The organism is Bacillus taeanensis (genome assembly GCF_003318295.1).
GTDB lineage: Bacteria > Bacillota > Bacilli > Bacillales > UBA6769 > Maribacillus > Maribacillus taeanensis.
Genome location: NZ_QOCW01000008.1, coordinates 76,898 through 98,461, shown reverse-complemented (window position 1 = coordinate 98,461; position 21,564 = coordinate 76,898). Strand labels below are relative to the sequence as shown.

Annotated in this window: 21 protein-coding genes and 1 pseudogene; 15 read left to right on the top strand and 7 right to left on the bottom strand. The window is 38.5% G+C overall.

What is annotated here, in order from left to right:
- Positions 1-220: 220 nt before the first annotated feature.
- Both gltB and DS031_RS09665 read left to right on the top strand, forming a co-directional pair.
- Complete coding sequence (gene gltB, locus DS031_RS09670) at positions 221-4,801, top strand: glutamate synthase large subunit (RefSeq protein ID WP_113805872.1); 4,581 nt, start codon at positions 221-223, stop codon at positions 4,799-4,801.
- Positions 4,802-4,814: 13 nt separating this feature from the next.
- Complete coding sequence (locus DS031_RS09665; RefSeq protein WP_113805871.1) at positions 4,815-6,299, top strand: glutamate synthase subunit beta; 1,485 nt, start codon at positions 4,815-4,817, stop codon at positions 6,297-6,299.
- Between the two features lie 75 nt (positions 6,300-6,374).
- Here DS031_RS09665 and DS031_RS09660 read toward each other — a convergent pair whose 3' ends face one another.
- Together DS031_RS09660 and DS031_RS09655 are read right to left on the bottom strand one after the other, a co-directional pair.
- Positions 6,375-7,658: an ammonium transporter gene (locus DS031_RS09660; protein ID WP_113805870.1), complete on the bottom strand. Its 1,284-nt coding sequence runs from the start codon at positions 7,656-7,658 to the stop codon at positions 6,375-6,377.
- Complete coding sequence (locus DS031_RS09655) at positions 7,655-8,068, bottom strand: hypothetical protein (RefSeq protein ID WP_113805869.1); 414 nt, start codon at positions 8,066-8,068, stop codon at positions 7,655-7,657. Before DS031_RS09655 ends, DS031_RS09660 begins: the two co-directional genes overlap by 4 nt.
- 491 nt (positions 8,069-8,559) lie before the next feature.
- On the opposite strand from DS031_RS09655, the gene DS031_RS09650 reads away from it, so the two are divergent.
- From DS031_RS09650 to DS031_RS09605, 10 genes and pseudogenes are all read left to right on the top strand, one after another.
- On the top strand, positions 8,560-8,901 hold the full coding sequence (locus DS031_RS09650; protein WP_113805868.1) for a glycosyltransferase family protein: 342 nt from the start codon (positions 8,560-8,562) through the stop codon (positions 8,899-8,901).
- The gene (locus DS031_RS09645; RefSeq protein WP_113805867.1) at positions 8,874-9,779 is read left to right on the top strand and encodes an FAD binding domain-containing protein; all 906 of its coding nucleotides are present in this window, start codon (positions 8,874-8,876) and stop codon (positions 9,777-9,779) included. Before DS031_RS09650 ends, DS031_RS09645 begins: the two co-directional genes overlap by 28 nt.
- Before the next feature lie 81 nt (positions 9,780-9,860).
- A pseudogene (locus tag DS031_RS24100) lies at positions 9,861-9,995 on the top strand (molybdopterin cofactor-binding domain-containing protein); the annotation flags it as partial.
- A 197-nt stretch (positions 9,996-10,192) separates the two neighbouring features.
- The gene (uraD, locus tag DS031_RS24560) at positions 10,193-10,690 is read left to right on the top strand and encodes a 2-oxo-4-hydroxy-4-carboxy-5-ureidoimidazoline decarboxylase (protein ID WP_113805865.1); all 498 of its coding nucleotides are present in this window, start codon (positions 10,193-10,195) and stop codon (positions 10,688-10,690) included.
- A 13-nt stretch (positions 10,691-10,703) separates the two neighbouring features.
- Positions 10,704-11,657 carry a factor-independent urate hydroxylase gene (pucL, locus tag DS031_RS09630; protein WP_113805864.1) on the top strand — a complete coding sequence of 318 codons (954 nt, stop codon included), beginning with the start codon at positions 10,704-10,706 and terminating at the stop codon, positions 11,655-11,657.
- A complete protein-coding gene (uraH, locus tag DS031_RS09625; RefSeq protein WP_113805863.1) occupies positions 11,654-12,013 on the top strand; it encodes a hydroxyisourate hydrolase in 360 nt (119 codons plus the stop codon). The genes pucL and uraH overlap by 4 nt, the downstream gene beginning before the upstream one ends.
- An 11-nt stretch (positions 12,014-12,024) precedes the next feature.
- Positions 12,025-13,389 carry an allantoinase AllB gene (allB, locus tag DS031_RS09620; protein WP_113805862.1) on the top strand — a complete coding sequence of 455 codons (1,365 nt, stop codon included), beginning with the start codon at positions 12,025-12,027 and terminating at the stop codon, positions 13,387-13,389.
- Between the two features lie 15 nt (positions 13,390-13,404).
- Complete coding sequence (locus DS031_RS09615; RefSeq protein WP_113805861.1) at positions 13,405-14,631, top strand: Zn-dependent hydrolase; 1,227 nt, start codon at positions 13,405-13,407, stop codon at positions 14,629-14,631.
- Positions 14,632-14,650: 19 nt separating this feature from the next.
- Positions 14,651-15,907 (top strand): ArgE/DapE family deacylase, encoded by a 1,257-nt coding sequence (locus DS031_RS09610; protein WP_113805860.1) that lies wholly within the window; start codon positions 14,651-14,653, stop codon positions 15,905-15,907.
- Positions 15,908-16,038: 131 nt separating this feature from the next.
- The gene (locus tag DS031_RS09605; protein WP_113805859.1) at positions 16,039-16,311 is read left to right on the top strand and encodes an HU family DNA-binding protein; all 273 of its coding nucleotides are present in this window, start codon (positions 16,039-16,041) and stop codon (positions 16,309-16,311) included.
- Between the two features lie 16 nt (positions 16,312-16,327).
- Here DS031_RS09605 and DS031_RS09600 read toward each other — a convergent pair whose 3' ends face one another.
- Positions 16,328-16,504 (bottom strand): aspartyl-phosphate phosphatase Spo0E family protein, encoded by a 177-nt coding sequence (locus DS031_RS09600; protein ID WP_113805858.1) that lies wholly within the window; start codon positions 16,502-16,504, stop codon positions 16,328-16,330.
- Between the two features lie 212 nt (positions 16,505-16,716).
- Between DS031_RS09600 and DS031_RS09595 the strand changes: the two genes are divergently transcribed.
- Positions 16,717-16,926 (top strand): hypothetical protein, encoded by a 210-nt coding sequence (locus DS031_RS09595; protein WP_113805857.1) that lies wholly within the window; start codon positions 16,717-16,719, stop codon positions 16,924-16,926.
- Positions 16,927-17,120: 194 nt separating this feature from the next.
- Positions 17,121-18,254 carry an NAD(P)/FAD-dependent oxidoreductase gene (locus DS031_RS09590; RefSeq protein ID WP_113805856.1) on the top strand — a complete coding sequence of 378 codons (1,134 nt, stop codon included), beginning with the start codon at positions 17,121-17,123 and terminating at the stop codon, positions 18,252-18,254.
- A gap of 56 nt (positions 18,255-18,310) precedes the next feature.
- On the opposite strand, the gene DS031_RS09585 is transcribed toward DS031_RS09590, so the two are convergent.
- From DS031_RS09585 to DS031_RS09575, 4 genes are all read right to left on the bottom strand, one after another.
- A complete protein-coding gene (locus tag DS031_RS09585; RefSeq protein WP_113805855.1) occupies positions 18,311-19,030 on the bottom strand; it encodes a YebC/PmpR family DNA-binding transcriptional regulator in 720 nt (239 codons plus the stop codon).
- A gap of 137 nt (positions 19,031-19,167) precedes the next feature.
- A complete protein-coding gene (locus DS031_RS23585) occupies positions 19,168-19,305 on the bottom strand; it encodes a hypothetical protein (protein WP_181833084.1) in 138 nt (45 codons plus the stop codon).
- The gene (locus DS031_RS09580) at positions 19,289-19,528 is read right to left on the bottom strand and encodes a hypothetical protein (protein ID WP_113805854.1); all 240 of its coding nucleotides are present in this window, start codon (positions 19,526-19,528) and stop codon (positions 19,289-19,291) included. The genes DS031_RS23585 and DS031_RS09580 overlap by 17 nt, the downstream gene beginning before the upstream one ends.
- 128 nt (positions 19,529-19,656) lie before the next feature.
- On the bottom strand, positions 19,657-21,033 hold the full coding sequence (locus tag DS031_RS09575) for a hypothetical protein (protein ID WP_113805853.1): 1,377 nt from the start codon (positions 21,031-21,033) through the stop codon (positions 19,657-19,659).
- 233 nt (positions 21,034-21,266) lie between these two features.
- Here DS031_RS09575 and DS031_RS09570 point away from each other — a divergent pair, with 233 nt between their 5' ends.
- Complete coding sequence (locus DS031_RS09570; RefSeq protein ID WP_113805852.1) at positions 21,267-21,527, top strand: hypothetical protein; 261 nt, start codon at positions 21,267-21,269, stop codon at positions 21,525-21,527.
- The last annotated feature ends 37 nt before the right edge of the window (positions 21,528-21,564 follow it).

Below are 21,564 nucleotides of genomic sequence, written 5' to 3'. Positions count from 1 at the left end.
AAATCCCCTATAATCCCGAGAAGGTTTGAGAGAGAGTAATAACTATTTCTTATAAAACCTTCCCGGGATTATTTTTTTATTTCCATTGTCTGTATAGGGGCGATGTTTTAATGAAAAGTTTTTAGGGTATTGTTAAAAGTTAAACAAGTTGAATAGATTTTGGCAATTATCAGCATCTTAAAAGTATTGATTACATTATTTTCTAGGAGAGGGTTATGTTATGAGTTATCATCATTTTCCTTCAAAGCAAGGGCTGTATGATCCACAGTATGAGCATGATGCATGCGGAATTGGCTTTATAGCGAATATAAAGGGAAAAAGATCCCATGAAATGGTGCAGTTGGCTGTTAAGATTCTTTGTAACCTTGAACATCGTGGTGCCCAGGGAGCAGATATGCATACTGGAGATGGGGCTGGTATTATGACCCAGATTCCACACTCCTTTTTTAAGCGCGAGTGCGAAAAAGAGAATATTAACCTTCCTAACGAGGGGAATTATGGTGTTGGTATGCTGTTTCTTTCACCAGATCGAGAAGTAAGAAAAAAGAGTCAAAAAAAGTTAACTGAAATTATTGAAGAGGAAGGACAAACATTGCTCGGCTGGCGCACAGTTCCGACAAATGATTCGTTTGTTGGAGAAGAGGCAAGAAAGAGTAAACCTTTTGTCCGTCAAGTTTTTATTGCCCCTAATGCAGCTATAACCGACCAAATGGACTTTGAACGAAAATTATATGTGATTAGAAAAAGAGCTGAAAAAGAGATACGAGATGCTGAGAAAAGTGACTATTTTTATTTTGCCAGTCTTTCAACACGAACAATTGTCTATAAAGGAATGCTCATCCCAGAGCAGCTGGATACATTTTATATCGAACTAAATAATCCTGATTTTAAAACATCATTTGCGCTTGTGCATTCCCGCTTTAGCACGAATACATTTCCAAGTTGGGAGCGGGCTCATCCAAATCGTTATGTTATTCATAACGGGGAGTTTAATACATTAAAAGGAAATGTAAATTGGATGCGGGCTCGAGAAGTCTTATGTGAATCAGATGCTTTTAAAGGTGATCATCATAAAGTGCTTCCTGTTATTGATGAGGAAGGAAGCGACTCTTCTATGTTTGACAACTGTTTTGAATTTCTTAGACTCTCAGGCCGTTCGCTGGCGCATACTGCAATGATGATGATCCCTGAGCCATGGGCCCATGATGAAAGCATGAGCGAAAAAAAGCGTGCTTTTTATGAATATCACAGCTGTTTAATGGAACCGTGGGATGGTCCGGCTGCAGTTGTTTTTACAGATGGGAAACAAGTTGGTGCTTGCCTAGATCGCAATGGACTTCGACCTGCACGCTATTATGTAACAAAAGATGACAATATTGTACTCGCTTCAGAAGTAGGGGTGCTTGATATTCCGCCTGAAGAAGTCTTGTATAAAGAACGTCTTCATCCTGGAAAAATGCTGCTCGTTGACTTTGATGAAGGAAGAATTATCCCAGATGAAGAAATTAAACGTCGTATTACGAGAGAACACCCTTATAAAGAGTGGCTTTCTGAAAATCTAATAACACTGGATGATTTAGCGGGAAAAGAAGCAGCTTCTTCCTCTGAACTAGAGCCGTGTAATAAACAGCAGCTTGCGTTTGGATATACAAATGAAATACTTAATAAAATATTAAAGCCTATGGTAACAGATGGCGTTGATCCTGTTGGTTCGATGGGGAATGATACGCCGCTTGCTGTTTTATCAAAAAAACCACAGCTTCTATACAATTATTTCAAGCAATTATTTGCACAAGTTACAAATCCGCCTATTGATGCAATTCGTGAAGAGATTATTATTGATATCGGTACGACAATTGGAGCGGAGGGGAATCTAGTTCACCCTACACCGGAAAGCTGTCGGAAAATCCGTTTAAAAACACCACTATTAAATGATAAACAATTTATGCAGCTTGCTCATCATTCAATGGACGATTTTAAAGTGAAAACGCTATCCCTTCTTTTTGATGCGAAAAATCGAGAATTAAACTATGAAAAACTTCTGAATAATTTATTTAAACAAGCAGATGAAGCGATGGATGAAGGTGTCTCCTTGCTTGTTTTATCAGATCGTGGAGTAAATGAAAATGAAGCTGCCATTCCTGCATTTCTTGCTGTATCTGGACTTCATCATTATTTGATTCGAAAAGGCACGCGCACGAAAGTTAGTTTAATTGTTGAGTCAGGAGAACCTCGTGAAGTTCATCATTTCGCATGTTTACTCGGTTATGGCGCAGAAGCGATCTATCCGTATCTTGCATTGCAAACATTTAAAGGAATGATTGAAAATGGAGATCTCCGTAATGTGGAATATGAGGAAGCGGTAGGGCGATATATTAAGGCAAGCACAAAAGGGATTGTGAAAGTTCTTTCTAAAATGGGGATATCAACGATTCAAAGCTACCGCGGCGCACAAATTTTTGAAGCAATTGGTATTCAACAATCAGTAGTTGATCAATACTTTTCTAGAACGGCATCCCGTTTAGGTGGAATTGATCTTAATATGATTTTTGAAGAAGTAAAAATTCGTCATAAACGTGCTTTTTCTACTGAGGATGCAGCATTAGATGCAGGTGATGAATTTCAATGGAGAAGAGATGGAGAAGATCATCAATATAATCCTCACACAATTCATCTTCTTCAAAATGCATGCCGAACGGGTGACTATAAACTGTATAAAATGTATTCGGAAATGTTAAATGACCATAATCGAAATTTGCAAACACTTCGAGGGCTGCTTTCTTTTAAAAAAGACCGCAAGCCTGTTCCAATTGAAGAAGTTGAGCCGGTGGAAGCTATTTTTAAGCGCTTTAAAACAGGAGCGATGTCTTACGGTTCAATTAGTGAAGAAGCACATGAAAGCTTAGCAATCGCGATGAACCGCATTGGCGGAAAAAGTAATTCCGGTGAAGGTGGGGAAAAACATGAACGCTTTACCCCTGATCCAAATGGAGATATACGCAGAAGTGCCATTAAGCAAGTAGCATCTGGAAGGTTTGGTGTTTCAAGTCATTACTTAGTAAATGCAGAAGAAATTCAAATAAAAATTGCTCAAGGGGCAAAACCAGGTGAGGGTGGTCATTTACCGGGTAAGAAGGTTTATCCTTGGGTTGCTGAAGTAAGAGGATCGACCCCTGGTGTTGGTTTAATTTCACCACCACCACACCATGATATATATTCAATTGAAGATTTAGCTGAATTAATCTTTAATTTAAAAAATGCCAATCCGGAAGCGCGAGTAAGTGTAAAGCTTGTTTCAGAAGTAGGAGTCGGTACGGTTGCAACTGGTGTAGCAAAAGGCCGGGCAGATCTTGTGCTTATAAGTGGCTATGACGGCGGGACAGGAGCGGCTCCTCGGACAAGTATTAAACATACAGGATTACCGTGGGAGATTGGACTTGCTGAAACTCATCAAACGCTGTTATTAAATCAGCTACGTGATCGCATTGTCGTAGAAGCAGATGGGAAAATGATGACGGGAAGAGATGTTATTGTGGCAGCCCTTCTTGGAGCGGAGGAATATGGGTTTTCAACAGCACCTCTTGTTGTATTAGGTTGTATTTACATGCGTGTTTGTCACCTTGATACATGTCCGGTCGGTGTAGCGACACAAAATCCGGAGCTTCGTAAAAAATTTACAGGAAAACCTGAACATGTTGTCAATTTTATGAGGTTTATTGCTGAAGAAGTACGAGAAATGATGGCCGAACTCGGATTTCGTACATTTAATGAAATGATTGGTTGTACAGAAGTTCTTGAGGCGAATAAGGCAGTAAACCATTGGAAAGCGAAAGGAGTCGATTTATCACCGCTCCTTTATAAACCAAATGTTCCAGACCGTGTAGGTCGTTACAAAACACAAGATCAATATCATGGTATTGAAAAAACGCTTGATATGCAGGAGCTTATTCCGCTATGTGAACAAGCATTAGAAAATCAAGAGCGTGTTGAAGCTGCTCTGCCGATTTTAAATATTAACCGAGCAACGGGAACAATTCTTGGCAGTGAAATTTCAAAACGATACGGTCTTCAAGGACTTCCTGAAGATACAATTCGTCTCAAGTTTTCTGGATCTGCAGGTCAAAGCTTTGGTGCGTTTATTCCAAATGGAATGACGATGATGCTTGAAGGAGACGGTAATGATTACGTTGGGAAAGGGCTGTCAGGCGGGAAAGTTATTGTTTATCCGCCGCGTCAATCCACATTTGTCCCAGAGGAAAATATTATTATCGGTAATGTTGCTTTTTATGGAGCGACTTCAGGTGAAGGGTATATTCGCGGTATGGCTGGAGAACGTTTTTGTGTTCGAAATAGCGGCGCGAAAGTTGTTGTAGAAGGTGTGGGTGATCATGGCTGTGAATATATGACAGGTGGTCGTGTTGTTGTCCTTGGTCCAACAGGGAGAAACTTTGGTGCTGGGATGTCCGGCGGTATTGCGTATGTGTTATGTGAGCAAAATGAAGATTTTCAAGCAAATATTAATCAAGAAATGGTAATTCTTGAGCCGCTCTCTGATGAAGAAGAAATAAGTGAAGTAAAAGAAATGATTGAAAAGCATGTGCTTTATACAAAAAGTACGCATGCAAAACGGATTTTAGCGAATTGGGAGATTATGCTTTCAAAGTTTATTCGTATTATTCCAAAAGATTTCTTAGAAATGAAACGATCGATCGAACGGCTGCAAGCGCGCGGGATGAATCGAAAAGAAGCGGCAATGATGGCTTTTGAAGAAAGTAAAAAAGCGGTTATGGCGAAAAAATAGAGGAGGGGATCTAGTGGGAAAGCCAACCGGTTTTATGGAGCACGGTCGTGAAACAAGTCCAGAGCGTGATCCAAAAGAGAGAATTCATGATTGGAAAGATTATACTCTTCCGTTAGCTGAAGAAAAGCTGAAGGAGCAGGGGGCCCGCTGTATGGACTGCGGCATTCCAACCTGTCATACAGGTTCGATTATTAATGGAATGACATCAGGGTGTCCTGTTTATCACCTTATACCAGAATGGAATGACCTTGTTTATCAAGATCAATGGAAAGAAGCGCTGCAGCGAGAACTGAAAATGAATAACTTCCCGGAGTTTACAGGATATGCTTGCCCTGCTCCTTGTGAAGGAGCTTGTGTCCTTGGGATTAATGAACCACCTGTTGCGATTCGTACCATTGAACGCTCCATTATTGAAAAGGGCTTTGAAGAAGGCTGGGTTCTCCCAAAGCCGCCAAAAGTAAGAACAGGGAAATCGGTAGCTGTGGTAGGTTCAGGGCCTGCAGGGCTTGCTTGTGCAGATCAGCTTAATAAGGTTGGCCATAAGGTAACGGTCTTTGAACGCCATGATAGAATTGGCGGACTGTTAACATATGGCATTCCAGAAATGAAGCTTCCTTATGAAATTGTCAAAAGACGTGTTGATGTATTAGAAAAAGAAGGAATCTCGTTTGTAACAAATACAGAAATTGGTAGGGATTATCCGTTTAAAAAGCTTCAGGAAGAATTTGATGCTGTTGTTCTTTGTGGTGGAGCTGCAAAACCCCGAGAGATGCCGATTGAAGGAAGAGAGCTAAAAGGTATTCATTTTGCAATGGAGTTTTTACATGCTAATACAAAAAGTTTGCTCGATTCAAATCTTGAAGATGGAAACTATATTTCTGCAGAAGGAAAAGATGTTATTGTGATTGGGGGAGGGGATACAGGAACAGATTGTGTCGCGACGTCAGTACGACATGGCTGCAAAAGCTTAGTACAATTTGATATTTATGAAAAAAAATCAGAAACACGTGAAGAAGATAACCCATGGCCGCAGTGGCCGGTCGTCTACCGTTTAGAATATGGTCATAAAGAAGCAAAAGCTGTTTTCGGTGAAGATCCAAGGGCATTTGCTGTGATGACAACAAAGTTTGTTGGTGATGAAAACGGACATGTCAAAGAAGTTCATACGATTGATGTGGAGTTAATTGTTGATGAAGATGGGAAACGGTTTCGTCGGGAGATTCCTGGAACTGAAAAGGTATGGCCTGTACAACTCGTTCTGATCGCCATCGGGTTTGTCGGTCCTGAACAGCGTTTAATTGAAGAGGGAAGCATTGAAACGGATGGACGTTCGAATGTGAAAGCAGCGTATAATAACTTTCAAACAAATATAGAAGGAGTATTTGCAGCAGGTGATATGCGCCGCGGTCAAAGTTTAATTGTTTGGGCAATTAATGAAGGTAGAGGAGCGGCAAGAGAATGTGATCGCTACTTAATGGGCGAAACTAGTTTGCCATAACGTATAAAGATAAAAGAGGTTCACTGGTATGATGCCGTCTACCAGTGAACCTCTTTTGTTTTGCATGACGTTAATTTATTTTTTGTGATTTTCTTGATCGATATTTGGATATTCGTGTTCGTAATTAATAAATTCATGTTCTTGATAGGCTGCCATAATACCGTGGTAGCTTATATCTAGTCCAATTTCTTCTTCTTCTTCTTTTGCTCGAACAGGGATGATCAGCTGGATAAGTTTAAGACCTACCCATGTTAATGCGAAGCCCCATACGCAAAATACAACTAATCCTAGAGCTTGTACACTTAACAGCTGCCAGCCGCCGCCGTGGAACAGTCCTCCATCGGTTGCAAATAATCCTACTGCAAGTGTTCCCCATATACCAGAAGCAGCATGAACAGGGAAAGCACCAACCGGATCATCAATGCGTTTTGCTTCTAACCAGTTTGTTGCCGCAATCATTAATAAACCAGAAACAGCTCCAATGAGAATGGCGGCTTGGTCGCTTACAAAAGCACAGCCTGCTGTAATACCAACTAAGCCGGCTAGTGAACCGTTAATAACAGAAGGGGCGTCTGAACGGTTATAGCGAAATAAGGTATAAAGTAATGCTGCTGCTCCGCCTGAAGCTGCTGATAACATTGTTACAATCGCTATATGGCCAATTCGAACATCTGTTGCACTTAAGGTACTTCCCGCATTAAAACCAAACCAACCGAACCATAGTAAGAAGGCACCAACTGAAGCAAGAGGAAGGTTACTTGGTAAAGCAATCGTACTTGTTCCTGTCGCTGTAAATTTTCCTTTTCTTGGACCAATAAACATAGCGGCAGCAAGAGCTGAAAAACCTCCTAATGCATGAATAACGGCAGAACCAGCAAAATCAAGCATACCAAGCTTCGCTAACCAACCGCCTCCCCATATCCAATGACCGGCAATTGGATAAATCAATGCTGTCATTAAAATAATATAAAGCAGATAAGCGCGGAAGTTAATACGTTCTGCAACAGCTCCAGACACAATGGAGATAACCGCGATAACAAATGCGGCTTGAAACAGCCAAAATGTTTCTAAGGAAATAGAAAAATCTAAGTGAGAAAGGTCTCCTTTAATCGTAAAACCTGTTGTTCCGATTAATCCGAGCATGTCAGCGCCATACATCAAACCAAAACCTATCACATAAAAGCAAAGTGTTCCAAGTGTAATATCTGCGAAAACTTTCATAATAATATTCACATTGTTTTTATGTCGAACGAATCCTGCCTCTAATAAGGCAAAACCGCCTTCCATGAGAAGGATCATCGCAGCAGTTAACACTACCCAAATGGTATCTAATCCTGTATTTAGTAATTCAATGGTCATTCTTGCAGTTCCTCCATTTCTCTAAGCTGTTTCAGTTCATCGATGACAGCGTTTGATAAAACAATTTCGTTTTCTGATAAATTGGTACGCAGTGTCGTTAAAATGTGATCGAGTTCAGTAATACGCTGTTTTATTTTTTCAATTAGTTTTAGACGTTCTTTAACATGGACAATGTATTCAACTGCTTGATGATGACTTGCAGGACGACCGGTGAAAAACTTCCGTAAAGGGGACATTGATTGATATAGAGCTTCTTCAGCACTCTTTTTTTGTTGGTATTTATTAATTTTTTGTTTAATGTGTTCGATTTCCTGCTCTTTTTGCTGTTTAATCCTTTCGAGCATTTCAATTAATGTTTCGGAAGGGATTTGTAAAAAAAGGTTATGATAAAGTTCATCAACGATTTTCATGTTATATCTCCTAACATAGAAAGTGACTTTTGTTCTGATTATATGTATAATTTTATTTTTCGTCAATAGTATTAAAAGAATTCATTTAATTATTTTAGTATTAAAATCTGGCAATTCGAAAAAATGTGTAAGTTCATCTAACGTATATATGGAAGCGATGGCATTTTTTAGATAAACTAATAAAAACCATTCTACATAAAGATTTTTGAAGGATAAAATTGTAATCTCATTTTTTATGTGAGAACAAATCTTATTAAAGCAGTATTTCACATAAAACTTTTCAATAAAAAGTGTATATTTATTTTTGTTAAGGAATATTCTTCTTCATAAAAACCCTTCTTAGTTTATTTACACACCTTTTTAAATTGTAAAAATTATTCATATCTTTTCTAGTAAACCTTTTCGATTTCCTTAATGTGTTTCTCGATTAATTTTTTAAAATGATTAATTTGTTTTTGTAGAGAAGGTCTCCTTAGAGTGGTCTTCGTTTTGTGTCCGAACTATCGGCATATGTTTATAGTCATTGTTTTAAGCAAAAGCCGCGTTTATTTATATTTGGAGCGGGTCGGGATGCAGTAACGCTCGCTAAATTTTCCTCGCAAATAGGGTTTGCTGCTTCATTTTTTCAAGGAGGTATGAGACCACCTATTTTGTTTTCCTCTCTGTTTTTTCCATTGATTATGAAGCTTGAAAGAGATAGAGGAGCTAGAGAGCTTCTGAAACAAAACGTTCAAACAGATGGGCTGACAATTGAATTTAACAGGGGGAGAGATTGTTATGAGATTGACACAAAGGAAGAGTATGAATGGATAAAGGAAGTAGAGAAAATATAGCAGGTGAAAAGAAGCTTCAGCTGTCAACGCGTGTTTGGACGCCTTCTACTCTTGAAGAAGCATGGGAAAGAAAACAGCAGTTTGGCAGCAATTCTTGTTTTGTTTCTGGTGGTACACTTTTACAAGTTCAGCAAGAACAAGGCGGTGAGTATCCTCCCCATTTAATTAGTTTAGAGAGAGTTCAAGAGTTAAAAGGGATTTATAAAAAACTTGATGGAAGTCGACCAGTCCTATCTATTGGAGCACTTACGACAATAGCGGTATGTCGAAATGATCCTTTTATTATGGAGAAATGGATGGTGTTAGCGGAGGCAGCAAGGACAATCGCGGCCTCTGCTGTTCGTAACCGGGCGACGATTGGGGGAAATGTTTCAAACGGATTTGGTGATATGATCCCAGTCCTGTTGGCAGTCGATGCAGATGGATGCTGGTTTGATGGAAAGAACTTTAAAATAGAAAAGATATCAAAATGGCTGAAAAGGAATACAGCAAAAACAGAGGAGCTGCTTTTAACAGAACTTCTTTTACCTGATCCTCCAATCATGAATCAGTCAATTAGTTTTTATAAAAAGGTTGGGTGCAGAGAAGTTTTTACTTCTTCACTCGTTACGATTTCCGGTTATTGTGGTAAAAATAAAGCGGGAGAAGTTGAGATCGTTCGATTAGCTGTTGGCGGAGATGAAACTGTGCCTCAGCGATTAACCAGCTGTGAGAAGCTGCTAAAGGGGCGCATGCTTACTGAAGAACATTTAAAAAAGGTGTACTTAAAAATAGTAGAGGAAGTCCAGCTTACTGAAAATATTTTTGCTTCAGAAGATTATCGGAAATGGACAGCAGCGAACGCTATTTTTTCAGAACTTACTAAATTGATAGAATAGCAAATATGTACATTCACTTTAATTATTTGACATTGAAACAAAATGTCTACCAATTATGTTGAAGTTATAGTGAAAAGTAAGATGGAAACAGGAACAAATCAAGATGGAAAGATATTAGCTCACAAAGTAGATATGATTGCGGATACGGGGGCATATGCTACATTAGGTCCTGCTGTATTAGATTTTGCGGTCGAGCATGCACATGGGCCGTTTCAGAATAAGATTCTTGAAAAAGCTGCGCAATTAACTGGGATTCCACAGAATAACCTATTCCCTAGTCATCAAGGTATATGGGAAGGTGGGGGTGCAAAAGCTGCACAGTTGAAGTGGAAGTAGATTTAGTAACTGGAATGGTAAAAGTAACATTCGAGCTGTTCAGCGAATGACTGGGACTAAAAAGGAGAGAAGGTCAGATGAGGCTTTCAATTAATGAGCTTAATAGGATGACCGCTGGTTCTTTTGTTGAAAAGCTTGGCTCTGTTTTTGAAAATTCCCCTTGGGTTGCCGAAAGAACATATCAAAAAAAACCGTTTCAATCACAAACACACCTCTATGAAACAATGGTAGAGATTGTTCAAAATGCTGGAGAAGCACTGCAGTTAAGACTTCTTCGTTCTCATCCTGATTTAGGCACAAAATTAAAAATATCTGCTGTTTCAACAAGAGAGCAATCAGGGGCGGGTCTTGATCAACTTTCTGAAGAGGAGTATAACCAGTTTGCCCATTTAAATACATTGTACCTTAATAAATTTCACTTTCCTTTCATAATGGCAGTGAAAGGTCAAAGTAAACAAGCAATCTTAACTGCAATGAAAAAGCGAATAAATAAACCATATAAAGTTGAGTATGACACAGCGTTATGGGAAGTGTATAAGATTGCCTGTTTTCGTTTAGACGACATTTTCTTATAGGGAGTGGTGGGAAATGGAGAGAACAATGTATTACGGAAAGGGTGATGTATGGGTGTACCGTACTTATGCAGCACCTCTTCAAGGAGTGAGGAAAATTCCTGAATCCGCTTTTACAGGTCGCAGTAATATTATCTTTGGAATGAACATTAAGGTTGCAGTGGAAGGGGAAGAATTTTTACCGTCTTATACAGAAGGAGACAATACAAAGCTTATAGCAACAGATTCTATGAAAAACTTTATTCTCCGTCATGCCGGGCAATATGATGGCTCAACATTGGAAGGATTTCTTGAATTTGTGAGCTGCCGTTTTCTTAAAACCTATTCACAAATGAAAGGAATTCGTATTTCAGGTCAACAAATTCCGTTTGATGAGCTGCCGGTTTTAAATGAAAAAGATCCTGTTCCGAGTTCTCTTGTTTTTCGTTATTCATTAAATGAACAGGCGTGTGCTGCTATGGAAGTGAAACGGTTAAAAAATGAACTTGCGATTATTGATCACTCCAGCAGTATTAAAGGGTTAAAGCTTATTAAGGTAAGGGGCAGTTCATTTGTTGGCTATGTGAAAGATGATTATACAACCCTTCCTGAAGCATATGATCGTCCGCTTTATATTTTTTTAGATATTTCTTGGGTTTATGAAAAGGTGGATGATGCATCAGGTGAAAAGCCAGAACAGTATGTTGCGGCAGAACAAATTCGAGATATTGCGTATACCGTGTTTCATGAACAAAATTCTCCTTCCATTCAAAATTTAATTTATCATATTGGTCTTCGCATTCTAGAAAGGTTTCCTCAATTAAAAGAAGTATATTTTGAATCAAATAACCGCACATGGGAAACCGTGCTTGATGATATACCGGTTTCAACGAAAGGAAAGGTGTTTACAGAACCGCGGCCGCCTTATGGATTTCAAGGTTTTTCAATGACGAAAAAAGATCTTGAAAATAAAGGAGAAATAGAGAAATGACCGATTGTTTAACGACACATGTTCTTGACTTAAGCTGTGGAAAACCTGCACATGGAGTAGAGATTGAACTTTGGAAGATTAATGCAAGCGGTTCGTTTCAATTTATTGAAAAAGCGATTACAAATGAAGATGGACGAGTCGATCAGCCGCTTTTGTGCGGGATTGATATGAAAGCTGGCTGTTATGAACTGCGATTTTTTATTGGTAACTATTATCGTAAGCAAGGTCATAAAATGGAGGAGCCTGTTTTTTTAGATTGTGTTCCGGTTCGATTTGGTATCTCTCATTCGATTTCTCACTATCATGTTCCATTGTTAATCTCGCCTGGCGGGTACAGTACATACCGAGGCAGTTAAAGGAGTGTTGTATGAAGATTGATCAATGGGTTAGAAACGGTCGTGTTTTTACTGAGCAGGGATTTCAAGAAGCGGATATTGGAATATATGAGGGGAAAATAGCTGCCTTAAGTTTACGAAACAAAAACAGCACGTTTCAAGAAAAAGACGTTACAACAATCGATGCTGACGGATGTCTTGTTGTTCCTGGTTTTATTGATTCACATGTTCACTTTAATGATCCAGGTCGAACAGAATGGGAAGGATTTGAGACAGGAAGTCGTGCTGCGGCAATGGGAGGGACAACGACTGTTCTGGATATGCCGCTTAACTGTAAGCCTGCTGTTACAAATTACAAAAGTTTAAAAAATAAAAAACAGCATATTGCTTCACAATCTTTTATTGATTATGCGCTTTGGGGTGGGTTAACAGGCGATCATCTTTATAACAATGAAGCGCATGAAGAGATGAAACAAGAAATTATTGGTTGGAAAGCGTTTATGAGTGAGAGTGGGATCGGTGATTTTCAAAAAGTTTCTCCTCGTCAATTAGCTCATGCAATGAAAGTAGCTAAAAACCAAAACAAAGTACTTGCTCTTCATGCGGAATGGGACGAACAAATTAACCGTTTAACAGCTTTCCATAAACAAGCAGCACTTAATGACCGAGCCGCTTTTTTAGCAAGCCGTCCGATAGAAGCGGAAGAAAAAGCGGTGAGATATGCTCTAGATCTTGCTGCGAAATACGGAACAAAACTTCATATCGTTCATGTTAGTTCGAAAAAAGTCATTACACTAATTCAAGAAGCAAAACAAAGCGGAGTGAATGTTACTGCTGAAATATGTCCGCATTATCTTACGTTTTCTAAAGGAGATTTTTTAAAACAAGGCGCAATTTTAAAATGTGCTCCTCCACTTCGTTCAAAAGAAGATGTAGAGGGGCTGTGGGAGTGTATCTATAATGGTTGGATTGATACAGTTGGTTCTGATCATTCACCATGTTTATGGTCGATGAAAGATGTTTCTTCAATTTGGGATGCATGGGGAGGAATTCAAGGTGTACAGTATACATGGCTTGCCCTTATTGATGGAGCAATTAAACGAAAAATAGATCTTCAAAAAATTATCCCGCTCGGCACCTCTCGACCAGCTCAGCGTTTTGATCTTGCTGCAGTGAAGGGACAAATTAGCCTAGGAATGGATGCTGATCTTGTCCTTCTAAATACAAATGAATCTACATATGTCAATAAAGAAACAATCGCTTTTCGCAATCGTTATTCACCGTATGAGGGATTTACATTTCAACTTAAAATAAAAAAGACCATTTTGCGCGGACAAATCATTTACGATGAACAAAAAGGGATGGCGACAGATAAATATGGCTGCTGCGTCAAATGATCGGGGGGGATCTGTATGGAGAGAAAGATAGATACTATTCAAGAAGCAATTGACTGGTTAAGTCAGTACGGGGAACAGTTTGATGGAGGAGTGACAAGGCTTCTTTATTCAAATGCTTGGCAAAAAGCACAAGAAGCTTTGAGGAGTTGGATGGATTCTCTTGATATTAAAACCTATTATGATAAAATTGGAAATTTATTTGGAAAACTTTCTTCTGAGGATGAAAATGCTGGAGTTATTTTAGTAGGTTCTCATATTGATACAGTGAAACAGGGCGGGAAATATGATGGTGCTTATGGAATTGTGGCAGGTATTTTAGCATTGAATGTTTTAAAACAAAAGTATGGCTCCCCTAAGCGGCATATTGAGGTTGTTTCATTATGTGAGGAAGAGGGCAGCCGCTTTCCAATTGCCTGCTGGGGGTCGGGGATGTTGACGGGGGTGCTCACGTACAAGGATATCAGGGGTTTAAAAGATTCAGAGGGAGTTATGTTTGAAGAGGCAATGAACGATGCTGGATTTTCACTTACTGATAGATCTTATAACATCCGAAGCGATATTGAAGGTTTTATTGAACTTCATATTGAACAAGGACAGGTACTTGAAAAACTTCAAAAGCCAATCGGCATAGTGCAAGCAATTGTTGGGCAGCGGCGATTTCAAATTACGGTTTGTGGAGAATCCAACCATGCAGGTACAACACCAATGAATTGGAGAAAAGATCCCGTGCACGGTGCTGTAGAGATGATTCATAAACTACTTGCATCTGTTGACCATTATGACGAAAACCTTGTGACAACGGTTGGGCAAATTGAAGTAAAACCGAATGTTTCTAATGTGATTGCTGATTCTGTTGTATTTACAGTAGATGTCCGACATCCAAACGAAAAGGTGTTGAATATTTTTTGTGAAAGCTTTCTTCAGAATTTTAAACAAATTGCTTATGAGTTAAATGTAGAGATGACTTCTCACTTATGGCATGAAGTATGTTCTGCTGAAATGGATGATCATTTTACGAAAGTGTTAAAAAATGTTTGTAAAAAAAGGCAAATTTCTTATCATGTCATGAACAGCGGCGCTGGTCATGATGCACAGCTGTTTGCCTCGTTTTGTCCTACCGCTCTTTTATTCGTTCCAAGTCAGGGCGGGATCAGTCATTCTTCTTTAGAATATACAGCACCTGCTCATTTAGAAACAGGACTTCATGTACTTATTGATACGTTATATGAATTAGCTTACTAAGTGAGGGAGGGGAAGGACGATGAATCGAGATAAAGAAAAACTTATAAATTGGATTGAAACACATCAAGAAGAGATGATTCAGTTTTTACAAGAGATTGTGCAAATTCCTTCTGATAATCCGGACGGTGATTGTGTTCCGATTGCTCACTTTATTTATGAAAAACTTCGTCAATTTGGATTTGAGCAGGTTTCGTTTTTAGAAGTGGACCAAGAACAGGTAAAAGCAGCAGGAATGAAAAGCCTTGTAAATCTAGTAAGTTCTTCTGTGTTTGGAGATGGTACAGGAAAGACAATTGTATTAAATGCGCATGGTGATGTTGTACCACCGGGGCTTGGCTGGACGTTTAATCCATATGGGGGAGAACTTAGCGCTGGAAAAATGTACGGGCGGGGTGCAGCTGTTTCAAAATCTGATATTGCAGCTTATACGTTTGCGCTGCTCGCTTTAAAAAAGTTGAAAATGAAAGAAGAGCTAAACGGTCAGGTTGATTTAGCATTTACATTTGATGAAGAAACAGGAGGAGAGCTCGGTCCAAAATGGCTTCTTGACAAAAACTATATTTCTCCTGACTTAGCGATTGCGGCAGGATTTACTCATTCAATTGTTAATGCACATAACGGCTGTTTACATCTTGAAATAAAGATTACCGGTAAATCAGCTCATGCTGCTCTTCCTAATACGGGAGCTGATGCGATTGCGGCAGGCGCTAACATACTTCAAGCACTGTACAAATATCGGAAAACGCTCGAGTTTAAAAAGTCCGAAACCCTAGGAATAGATTATCCTACTCTTGTTGTTGGGCTGATTTCAGGGGGGATTAACACAAATGTTGTGCCTGATTCCTGTACAATCCGACTTGATCGCCGTTTAATACCTGAAGAAGCTGTACATGAAGTGGAGGAGGAAATAAAAAAGATCGTTCATCATGCTGCTCATTCAATAGATGGAATAAAAGCAGAGGTCAACAGGATTTTATATGCTGAAAGCTTTGGGCCTGTTCCGACAGATTCACAGTTAATAAACGTTCTTTCTGCTAATTGGAGGTCTGTACTGAAAAGGAAGGAAGAGCCGCGTGTGAATGGTGTGCCTCTTTATGCAGATGCCCGTCACTTCTATGCAAAAGGAATTCCAACCGTTATGTTTGGAGCAGGTCCCCGCACACTTGAAGAAGCAAATGGACATCGTGCCGATGAAAATATTCGAATTACGGATTTAATTTCAGCCGCGAAAATTACCGCCTGCACGCTGTATGACTTTCTCACTCTAAAAAAATAAATTAATAAAAATATACACCGAGTCAAAAAAAGGATTTTCCTGCTAGGATATCGAATCTTTCCAAATGACAAGCGTATAAAGAAATGGTACGCTGTCATAGCTACATAAATTAAAAAGATGAGGTGTTTAATATGAATAAGACAGAATTAGTAAATGCAGTAGCTGAAAGAGCGGAATTAAGCAAAAAGGATGCGGCTACAGCGGTTGATGCATTGCTTGAAACCATTTCTAAAACGTTAGCTGCAGAAGAGAAGATTCAGCTTATTGGCTTTGGAACATTTGAAGTGCGTGAACGCGCAGCTCGTACAGGTCGTAATCCGCAAACAGGTGAAGAAATGCAGATTGCAGCTTCAAAAGTACCAGCTTTTAAACCTGGCAAGGAATTAAAAGAAGCAGTTAAATAAAGGATTTAAAAAATCTCTAGGAATTTTTCCTAGAGATTTTTTGTGACACCTGTTTTTCTTGCTGCATTTTCACGATCAGTTCATCTAATTGCTGACTAAGGCTGATCACTTCTTCATCAATAAAGCTTCCTATTTCTCCAGCCCGATTTATCATCTGTGTACGTAAGTTTTCAATTTGCTGTAGTAACTTCATGTTTACTCCTTATGTTGTCTTCTCATGCACGTAATTATCATTATAGCGTAGATAAGGGGGGTAAATTTGTCGAAAAGTGCGTGGGTTATTTTGTAAACTATTTGTTTAGTGGTTTTATGTTAAAGAGATAAGATAGGAATTATTTTTTATAAAAGTAAGTAGGGACTTTTTACTTTTTGACGAATTATTTTGTAAAAGGAGGGGGAGTTACTTTGAAGCTTGTATTAACATTTAAAGACGGATTAACAAGTACGCAATATTTAGATAAATATTTTCGAGATGCAAGCTATCTTTTAGGAGAAATACAAGTTGGAAAAGAAAATAATACCTCCATTACTCTTGAAGATTATTATGGAAACAAGCTTGTAAGAACATGGAGTGAGGTTCGTTCAGTTGAAATTATTTATGATGAAGATAAATAAGTAAAGCAAGTATTGAAATAGAATATCACACGTATGAAAACCGCTGGATGGAAATATGCTGGCGGTTTTTAAAGCTGACTCGTACTTCTTACCTTTCTTATAAAAGCCTAAAAGATCATGTGCCATTGCTTCAAGCTTCTTAATCTTGTAAAATTGCTAGATGAATGAAAGACAGAATTGGAAAGGTGTTAAATATGAAAACATATATCGTCATTGGAGCAGGGATTCTTGGCGCTTCTACCGCCTATCATTTGACTAAGCGCGGCGCTGAAGTAACCTTAATTGACCGAAAAGATCTTGGTCAAGCAACAGAAGCAGGCGCTGGTATTGTCTGTCCTTGGCTTACACAGCGCCGCAATAAACCGTGGTATCGTTTAGTAAAAGCGGGAACAAATTATTATCCGACTCTTATTCAACAATTAGAGGAAGAGGGAGAAACAGAAACAGGGTATGCTAGAGTGGGAGCGATTAACATTTTTTCAAATGAAGAAAAAGTGGATAAAAAAATAGAACTTGCTCTGAAGCGAAGAGAAGATGCGCCGGAAATGGGGGCCATTACAAAATTATCTCCTATGGAAACAAAAGCATTATTTCCGCCTTTATCAGACGAATATTGGTCGGTTCATATAAGCGGTGCGGCACGTGTTAATGGAGCGGCATTACGAAACGCCCTGATTTCCGGTGCGAAAAAGAATGGAGCCGCTGTTATTGATGGAAATGCAGCGCTTATATTTGAAGGATCAAAAGTTACAGGTGTGTCTGTAAATGAAAAGCCCTTTGATGCTGATCGAGTAATCGTAACGGGCGGAGCGTGGGCTAAGGAACTATTAGAACCGCTTGGGATGAACTTTCTAGTCAGTTCGCAAAAAGCGCAAATTATTCATCTGCAAATGCCTGATACAGATACGAGTTCCTGGCCGGTTGTCATGCCTCCTTATAATCAATATATGCTTACCTTTGAAGGGGGAAAAGTGGTTTTAGGAGCGACTCACGAGGATGATGTAGGCTTTGATTATCGGGCAACAATGGGCGGCATTCACGAAATCATGGATAAAGCATTAAAAGTAGCTCCAGGTTTAGCTAACGGTACTTACGTTGAAACAAAAGTAGGATTCCGACCCTTTACTCCAGGATTTTTACCGATGATGGGTCCAGTTCCGCATGTTGATGGTTTGTTTGCAGCAAATGGTCTTGGCGCTTCTGGTTTAACAAGCGGTCCTTATTTAGGATTAGAGCTTGCAAAATTAGTGCTTGGAGAATCGACAGAACTTGATATAAGTGATTATGATATTGCAGGTGCTTTTGCTGACGATCTTCTTAATAGTTAGGAATTCATGGATAAATAAAGAAGAGGATGGCTCAATTGAGTCACCCTCTTTTTACGTTATTCGCCTAAATCAACATTATGGTACACTTGCTGTACATCTTCTAAGTCTTCTAATGCATCAATTAATTTTTCAAATTGTTCTTGTGCGTCTTCTGGAAGTGTTACATCATTTTGGGCAAGCATTGTTAGTTCTGCTACTGTAAAGTCGGTGATGCCAGCATCTTTGAATGCTTGCTGTACAGCATGAAACTGATCGGGTTCCGCATAAACGATAACCGCTTCCTCTTCTTCTAAAATGTCACGCACTTCTACATCTGCTTCCATTAATAGTTCAAGCACTTCATCTGCTGTTTTTCCTTCAATACCAATAACAGCTGTTGCATCAAACATATATGCGACAGAACCGCTTACTCCCATATTTCCGCCGTTTTTACCAAAAGCAGCACGTACTTCTGATGCGGTGCGGTTTACATTATTTGTAAGGGCGTCTACGATAATCATTGCGCCATTAGGTCCGAAGCCTTCATAACGAAGTTCATCGTAGTTTTCTTCTGAACCGCCTTTTGCTTTTTCAATTGCACGTTCAATAATATTTTTTGGTACATTGTATGTTTTGGCGCGTTCAAGTACGACTTTTAAAGCCTGATTTGCTTCTGGATCTGGCTCTCCTTGTTTTGCGACTACGTAAATCTCACGGCCGAACTTTGCATAAATACGACTTGTATTTTTATCTTTAGCCGCTTTCTTTTCTTTAATGTTGTTCCATTTACGACCCATAATAAACACTCGCTTTCAACTTTAAATCTAAGTTATTATTCCAATACTATTTATTATAACGTAACTATGTCATTTTAACGAGTGTAATCATGAGTCAACAGTTGAAAGCGCATATGTGAAGAGCGGATACCTGTTCCTTAAAGTTCTTCAATTTTTATTTCAAGTTTATACTTTTTCCCTTCTTCTAACACTTCTTCAAGCTTTAAGGTTTGTTCATCAAAGAGGTCAATAATATCGTCCTTCGTTTGATTGGAAAGATCAATTCGTTTCTCCATGGATTTTCTCCTTTCTCAATAAACTTTTTAATTCTGTTTGGCTTTCTCTAATATAATGTTCAAGTTCTGTTTTTCTTAACAATACTGCGATACGTACAGCTTCTGGATAAGGCCATATATCTACTTTGTCCAATTCAACGTATTCTCTTTCATATTCCTTTACCACTTTTGTTAACGTTTCAACCTTCTCATCTACTAATTCAATCATTTCATATTTAAACATTTTTTAACTCTCCTAAACTATTTTTTTAACCATTGTTACCTTTTTAATAGTTTTTATTCCATTTTTTAAAAATAAGTTAGGGGAATATTGTAAAAATAAAAAAGAGGGAGTCTAATCTCCTCTCTTTTTTACATGCTCGAATACATTTGTTGATAGGCTTTGGATTCTTCTATCATGCCCATTTCCCGATAAATTTTTGTTAACCATTGGACAGGTTTCGGATCAGTTGGGTTTAATTCCATTTCCCAGCTAAAGCAATCGATCGCCTTTTCTAATTGCTTAAACTCATAATAATGTTCTCCTAAAAAGAGCTGTTGATCAGGATCTTCTTTTATTTCAATCATCGTATGCACTTGCTGTAAAATTGGCAGAGGCAAATTGGCGCTATAAAAAGGGTGAAGCCACTCGTTTACAAAGGAAAGATCGTGCTTTGCTAGTAAGCGCGGCACGCAAACACGGAGAATTTTTTCGAGCATTGTTGGATTAATTCGTTTAACTGGCAGAGCGTTAATTTTTTCAACATTAAGCTGATCAATGGTTATAGAGCCATCATTCAATAAGTTAATTAACTGATGAAGGTGAACTTCAGAAGGTTTTATACCGTTATTAATGACTAAATGAATCGCTTCTTCATACATGTGCTGCTGCATGAAAGTGTGAAATAAGTCATTTTGTAGTGGTTGGAAATTTGGAATTTCTTTATATAAATCGTGTAAAAGAGAGGTGGATTCTTCCTCTGAAAAGTGAAGGGGAAGGAAAGCAAGAAGGCTTTGATACGCTTCTAATGAAGGCTTTTGTCGAGAAGAAATGTGGTCAACATAAAGAGCAATCTGATCGATCCATCTTTTTTCTGTGCCAAGTTTTGTTTGCAGGATAGAGAAATTTTCTTCTTTTTCTCTGTATGAAAAACAGAATTGTTCTGCATAAAGAGGATCTTTTTTTGGCAGAATTTTTGCATTTTCTTCATATGTTTTCATGTATTTATGAAATTGCAGGGAATTTGCGATTTCATGTGCCCACTTATATTTTGGTACAAAGCTCTTTAAAATGTGAATAATTTGATAAGCTAAAAACAGCTGTCCGTTTCTGCGATAGTTATAAAAGTAGTTTTTCATAATTTTAACAATTTTTTCTTTTTTAATAAACGCATCAAAAAAGGTAAAAATAAGTGCTGTTTCTTGAGGGGTGTAGTGTTGTTCGAGTTTTGGCCATAATGAGGTAAAACTTTGCAGGATGAATGAAGGACTTCTTTTAGTTAGCGCATTAATAAGCGGATGAGGAGCTTGGAAAAGAATCCCTCTTTTGAAGACTTTCTCTATATGAGAATGTCTTTTTAATTTGGACGCTTTTTTTCCTGTAAGAAAATGGTCTTTATAAAAAAATAAGTAAAAGCATTCACTTTTCTCGTTTACTGCTTCGATTACTTTACATACATCGTGAACTGCCAGTCTTGTTACTTTTAATTCACTTTTTTCTTTATTATCAATCACAGTAATGTTCGTCATTTTGCTTTCCCTCCGTTTGTAAAAGATTTCATCATGGAACGGTTGGAGCACTTGTCTTTATTATCATACGTATCGTCTCCTTAAGTTTACCATTATTTTTTGGTATAAGGAAAGTTTGTCTGTTTTAAAAGAGAATTTTATATTTCTGTACTGATAGATAAGGTGGCTGCATAGTTATATATGAGCGGACAAGCTTTATGAACGGTTAAAAATAATTCCATGGGGGGAGCTTCGTGGCGAGAACTTATTATACTGAGGGCGGATATACGAACTATGGGAGCATTATAAAGATTTTTATGAAAAATCTTGAGGAAACAACGGGTGACAAAAGCATTCGCTTTTGTCGTAAGAAGGTAAACTCCTTAGTAAAGCAGGGAAGAATTCGGGCAAAGCGCTATAAAAAAAGAATGTGGCAGTATGATGAGCAGGACGCTTATAATGAAGCAGCAAGAGAAAAGCGCAGAAGAGAACAGCAGCTTACGATGTTTCCTTAAAAAGAAGAGGATGAAGTTTCTGTTAACTCATCCTCTA

Bases quoted from the DNA above. Each gene is read 5' to 3' on its own strand.
- uraH (WP_113805863.1), top strand. From the start codon at position 11,654: ATGACCGATTGTTTAACGACACATGTTCTTGACTTAAGCTGTGGAAAA.
- DS031_RS09605 (WP_113805859.1), top strand. From the start codon at position 16,039: ATGAATAAGACAGAATTAGTAAATGCAGTAGCTGAAAGAGCGGAATTA.
- DS031_RS09600 (WP_113805858.1), bottom strand. From the start codon at position 16,504: ATGAAGTTACTACAGCAAATTGAAAACTTACGTACACAGATGATAAAT.
- DS031_RS09615 (WP_113805861.1), top strand. From the start codon at position 13,405: ATGGAGAGAAAGATAGATACTATTCAAGAAGCAATTGACTGGTTAAGT.
- uraD (WP_113805865.1), top strand. From the start codon at position 10,193: ATGAGGCTTTCAATTAATGAGCTTAATAGGATGACCGCTGGTTCTTTT.
- DS031_RS09610 (WP_113805860.1), top strand. From the start codon at position 14,651: ATGAATCGAGATAAAGAAAAACTTATAAATTGGATTGAAACACATCAA.
- pucL (WP_113805864.1), top strand. From the start codon at position 10,704: ATGGAGAGAACAATGTATTACGGAAAGGGTGATGTATGGGTGTACCGT.
- DS031_RS09660 (WP_113805870.1), bottom strand. From the start codon at position 7,658: ATGACCATTGAATTACTAAATACAGGATTAGATACCATTTGGGTAGTG.
- allB (WP_113805862.1), top strand. From the start codon at position 12,025: ATGAAGATTGATCAATGGGTTAGAAACGGTCGTGTTTTTACTGAGCAG.
- gltB (WP_113805872.1), top strand. From the start codon at position 221: ATGAGTTATCATCATTTTCCTTCAAAGCAAGGGCTGTATGATCCACAG.
- DS031_RS09645 (WP_113805867.1), top strand. From the start codon at position 8,874: ATGGATAAAGGAAGTAGAGAAAATATAGCAGGTGAAAAGAAGCTTCAG.
- DS031_RS09575 (WP_113805853.1), bottom strand. From the start codon at position 21,033: ATGACGAACATTACTGTGATTGATAATAAAGAAAAAAGTGAATTAAAA.
- DS031_RS09585 (WP_113805855.1), bottom strand. From the start codon at position 19,030: ATGGGTCGTAAATGGAACAACATTAAAGAAAAGAAAGCGGCTAAAGAT.
- DS031_RS09655 (WP_113805869.1), bottom strand. From the start codon at position 8,068: ATGAAAATCGTTGATGAACTTTATCATAACCTTTTTTTACAAATCCCT.
- DS031_RS23585 (WP_181833084.1), bottom strand. From the start codon at position 19,305: ATGGAGAAACGAATTGATCTTTCCAATCAAACGAAGGACGATATTATT.
- DS031_RS09580 (WP_113805854.1), bottom strand. From the start codon at position 19,528: ATGTTTAAATATGAAATGATTGAATTAGTAGATGAGAAGGTTGAAACG.
- DS031_RS09590 (WP_113805856.1), top strand. From the start codon at position 17,121: ATGAAAACATATATCGTCATTGGAGCAGGGATTCTTGGCGCTTCTACC.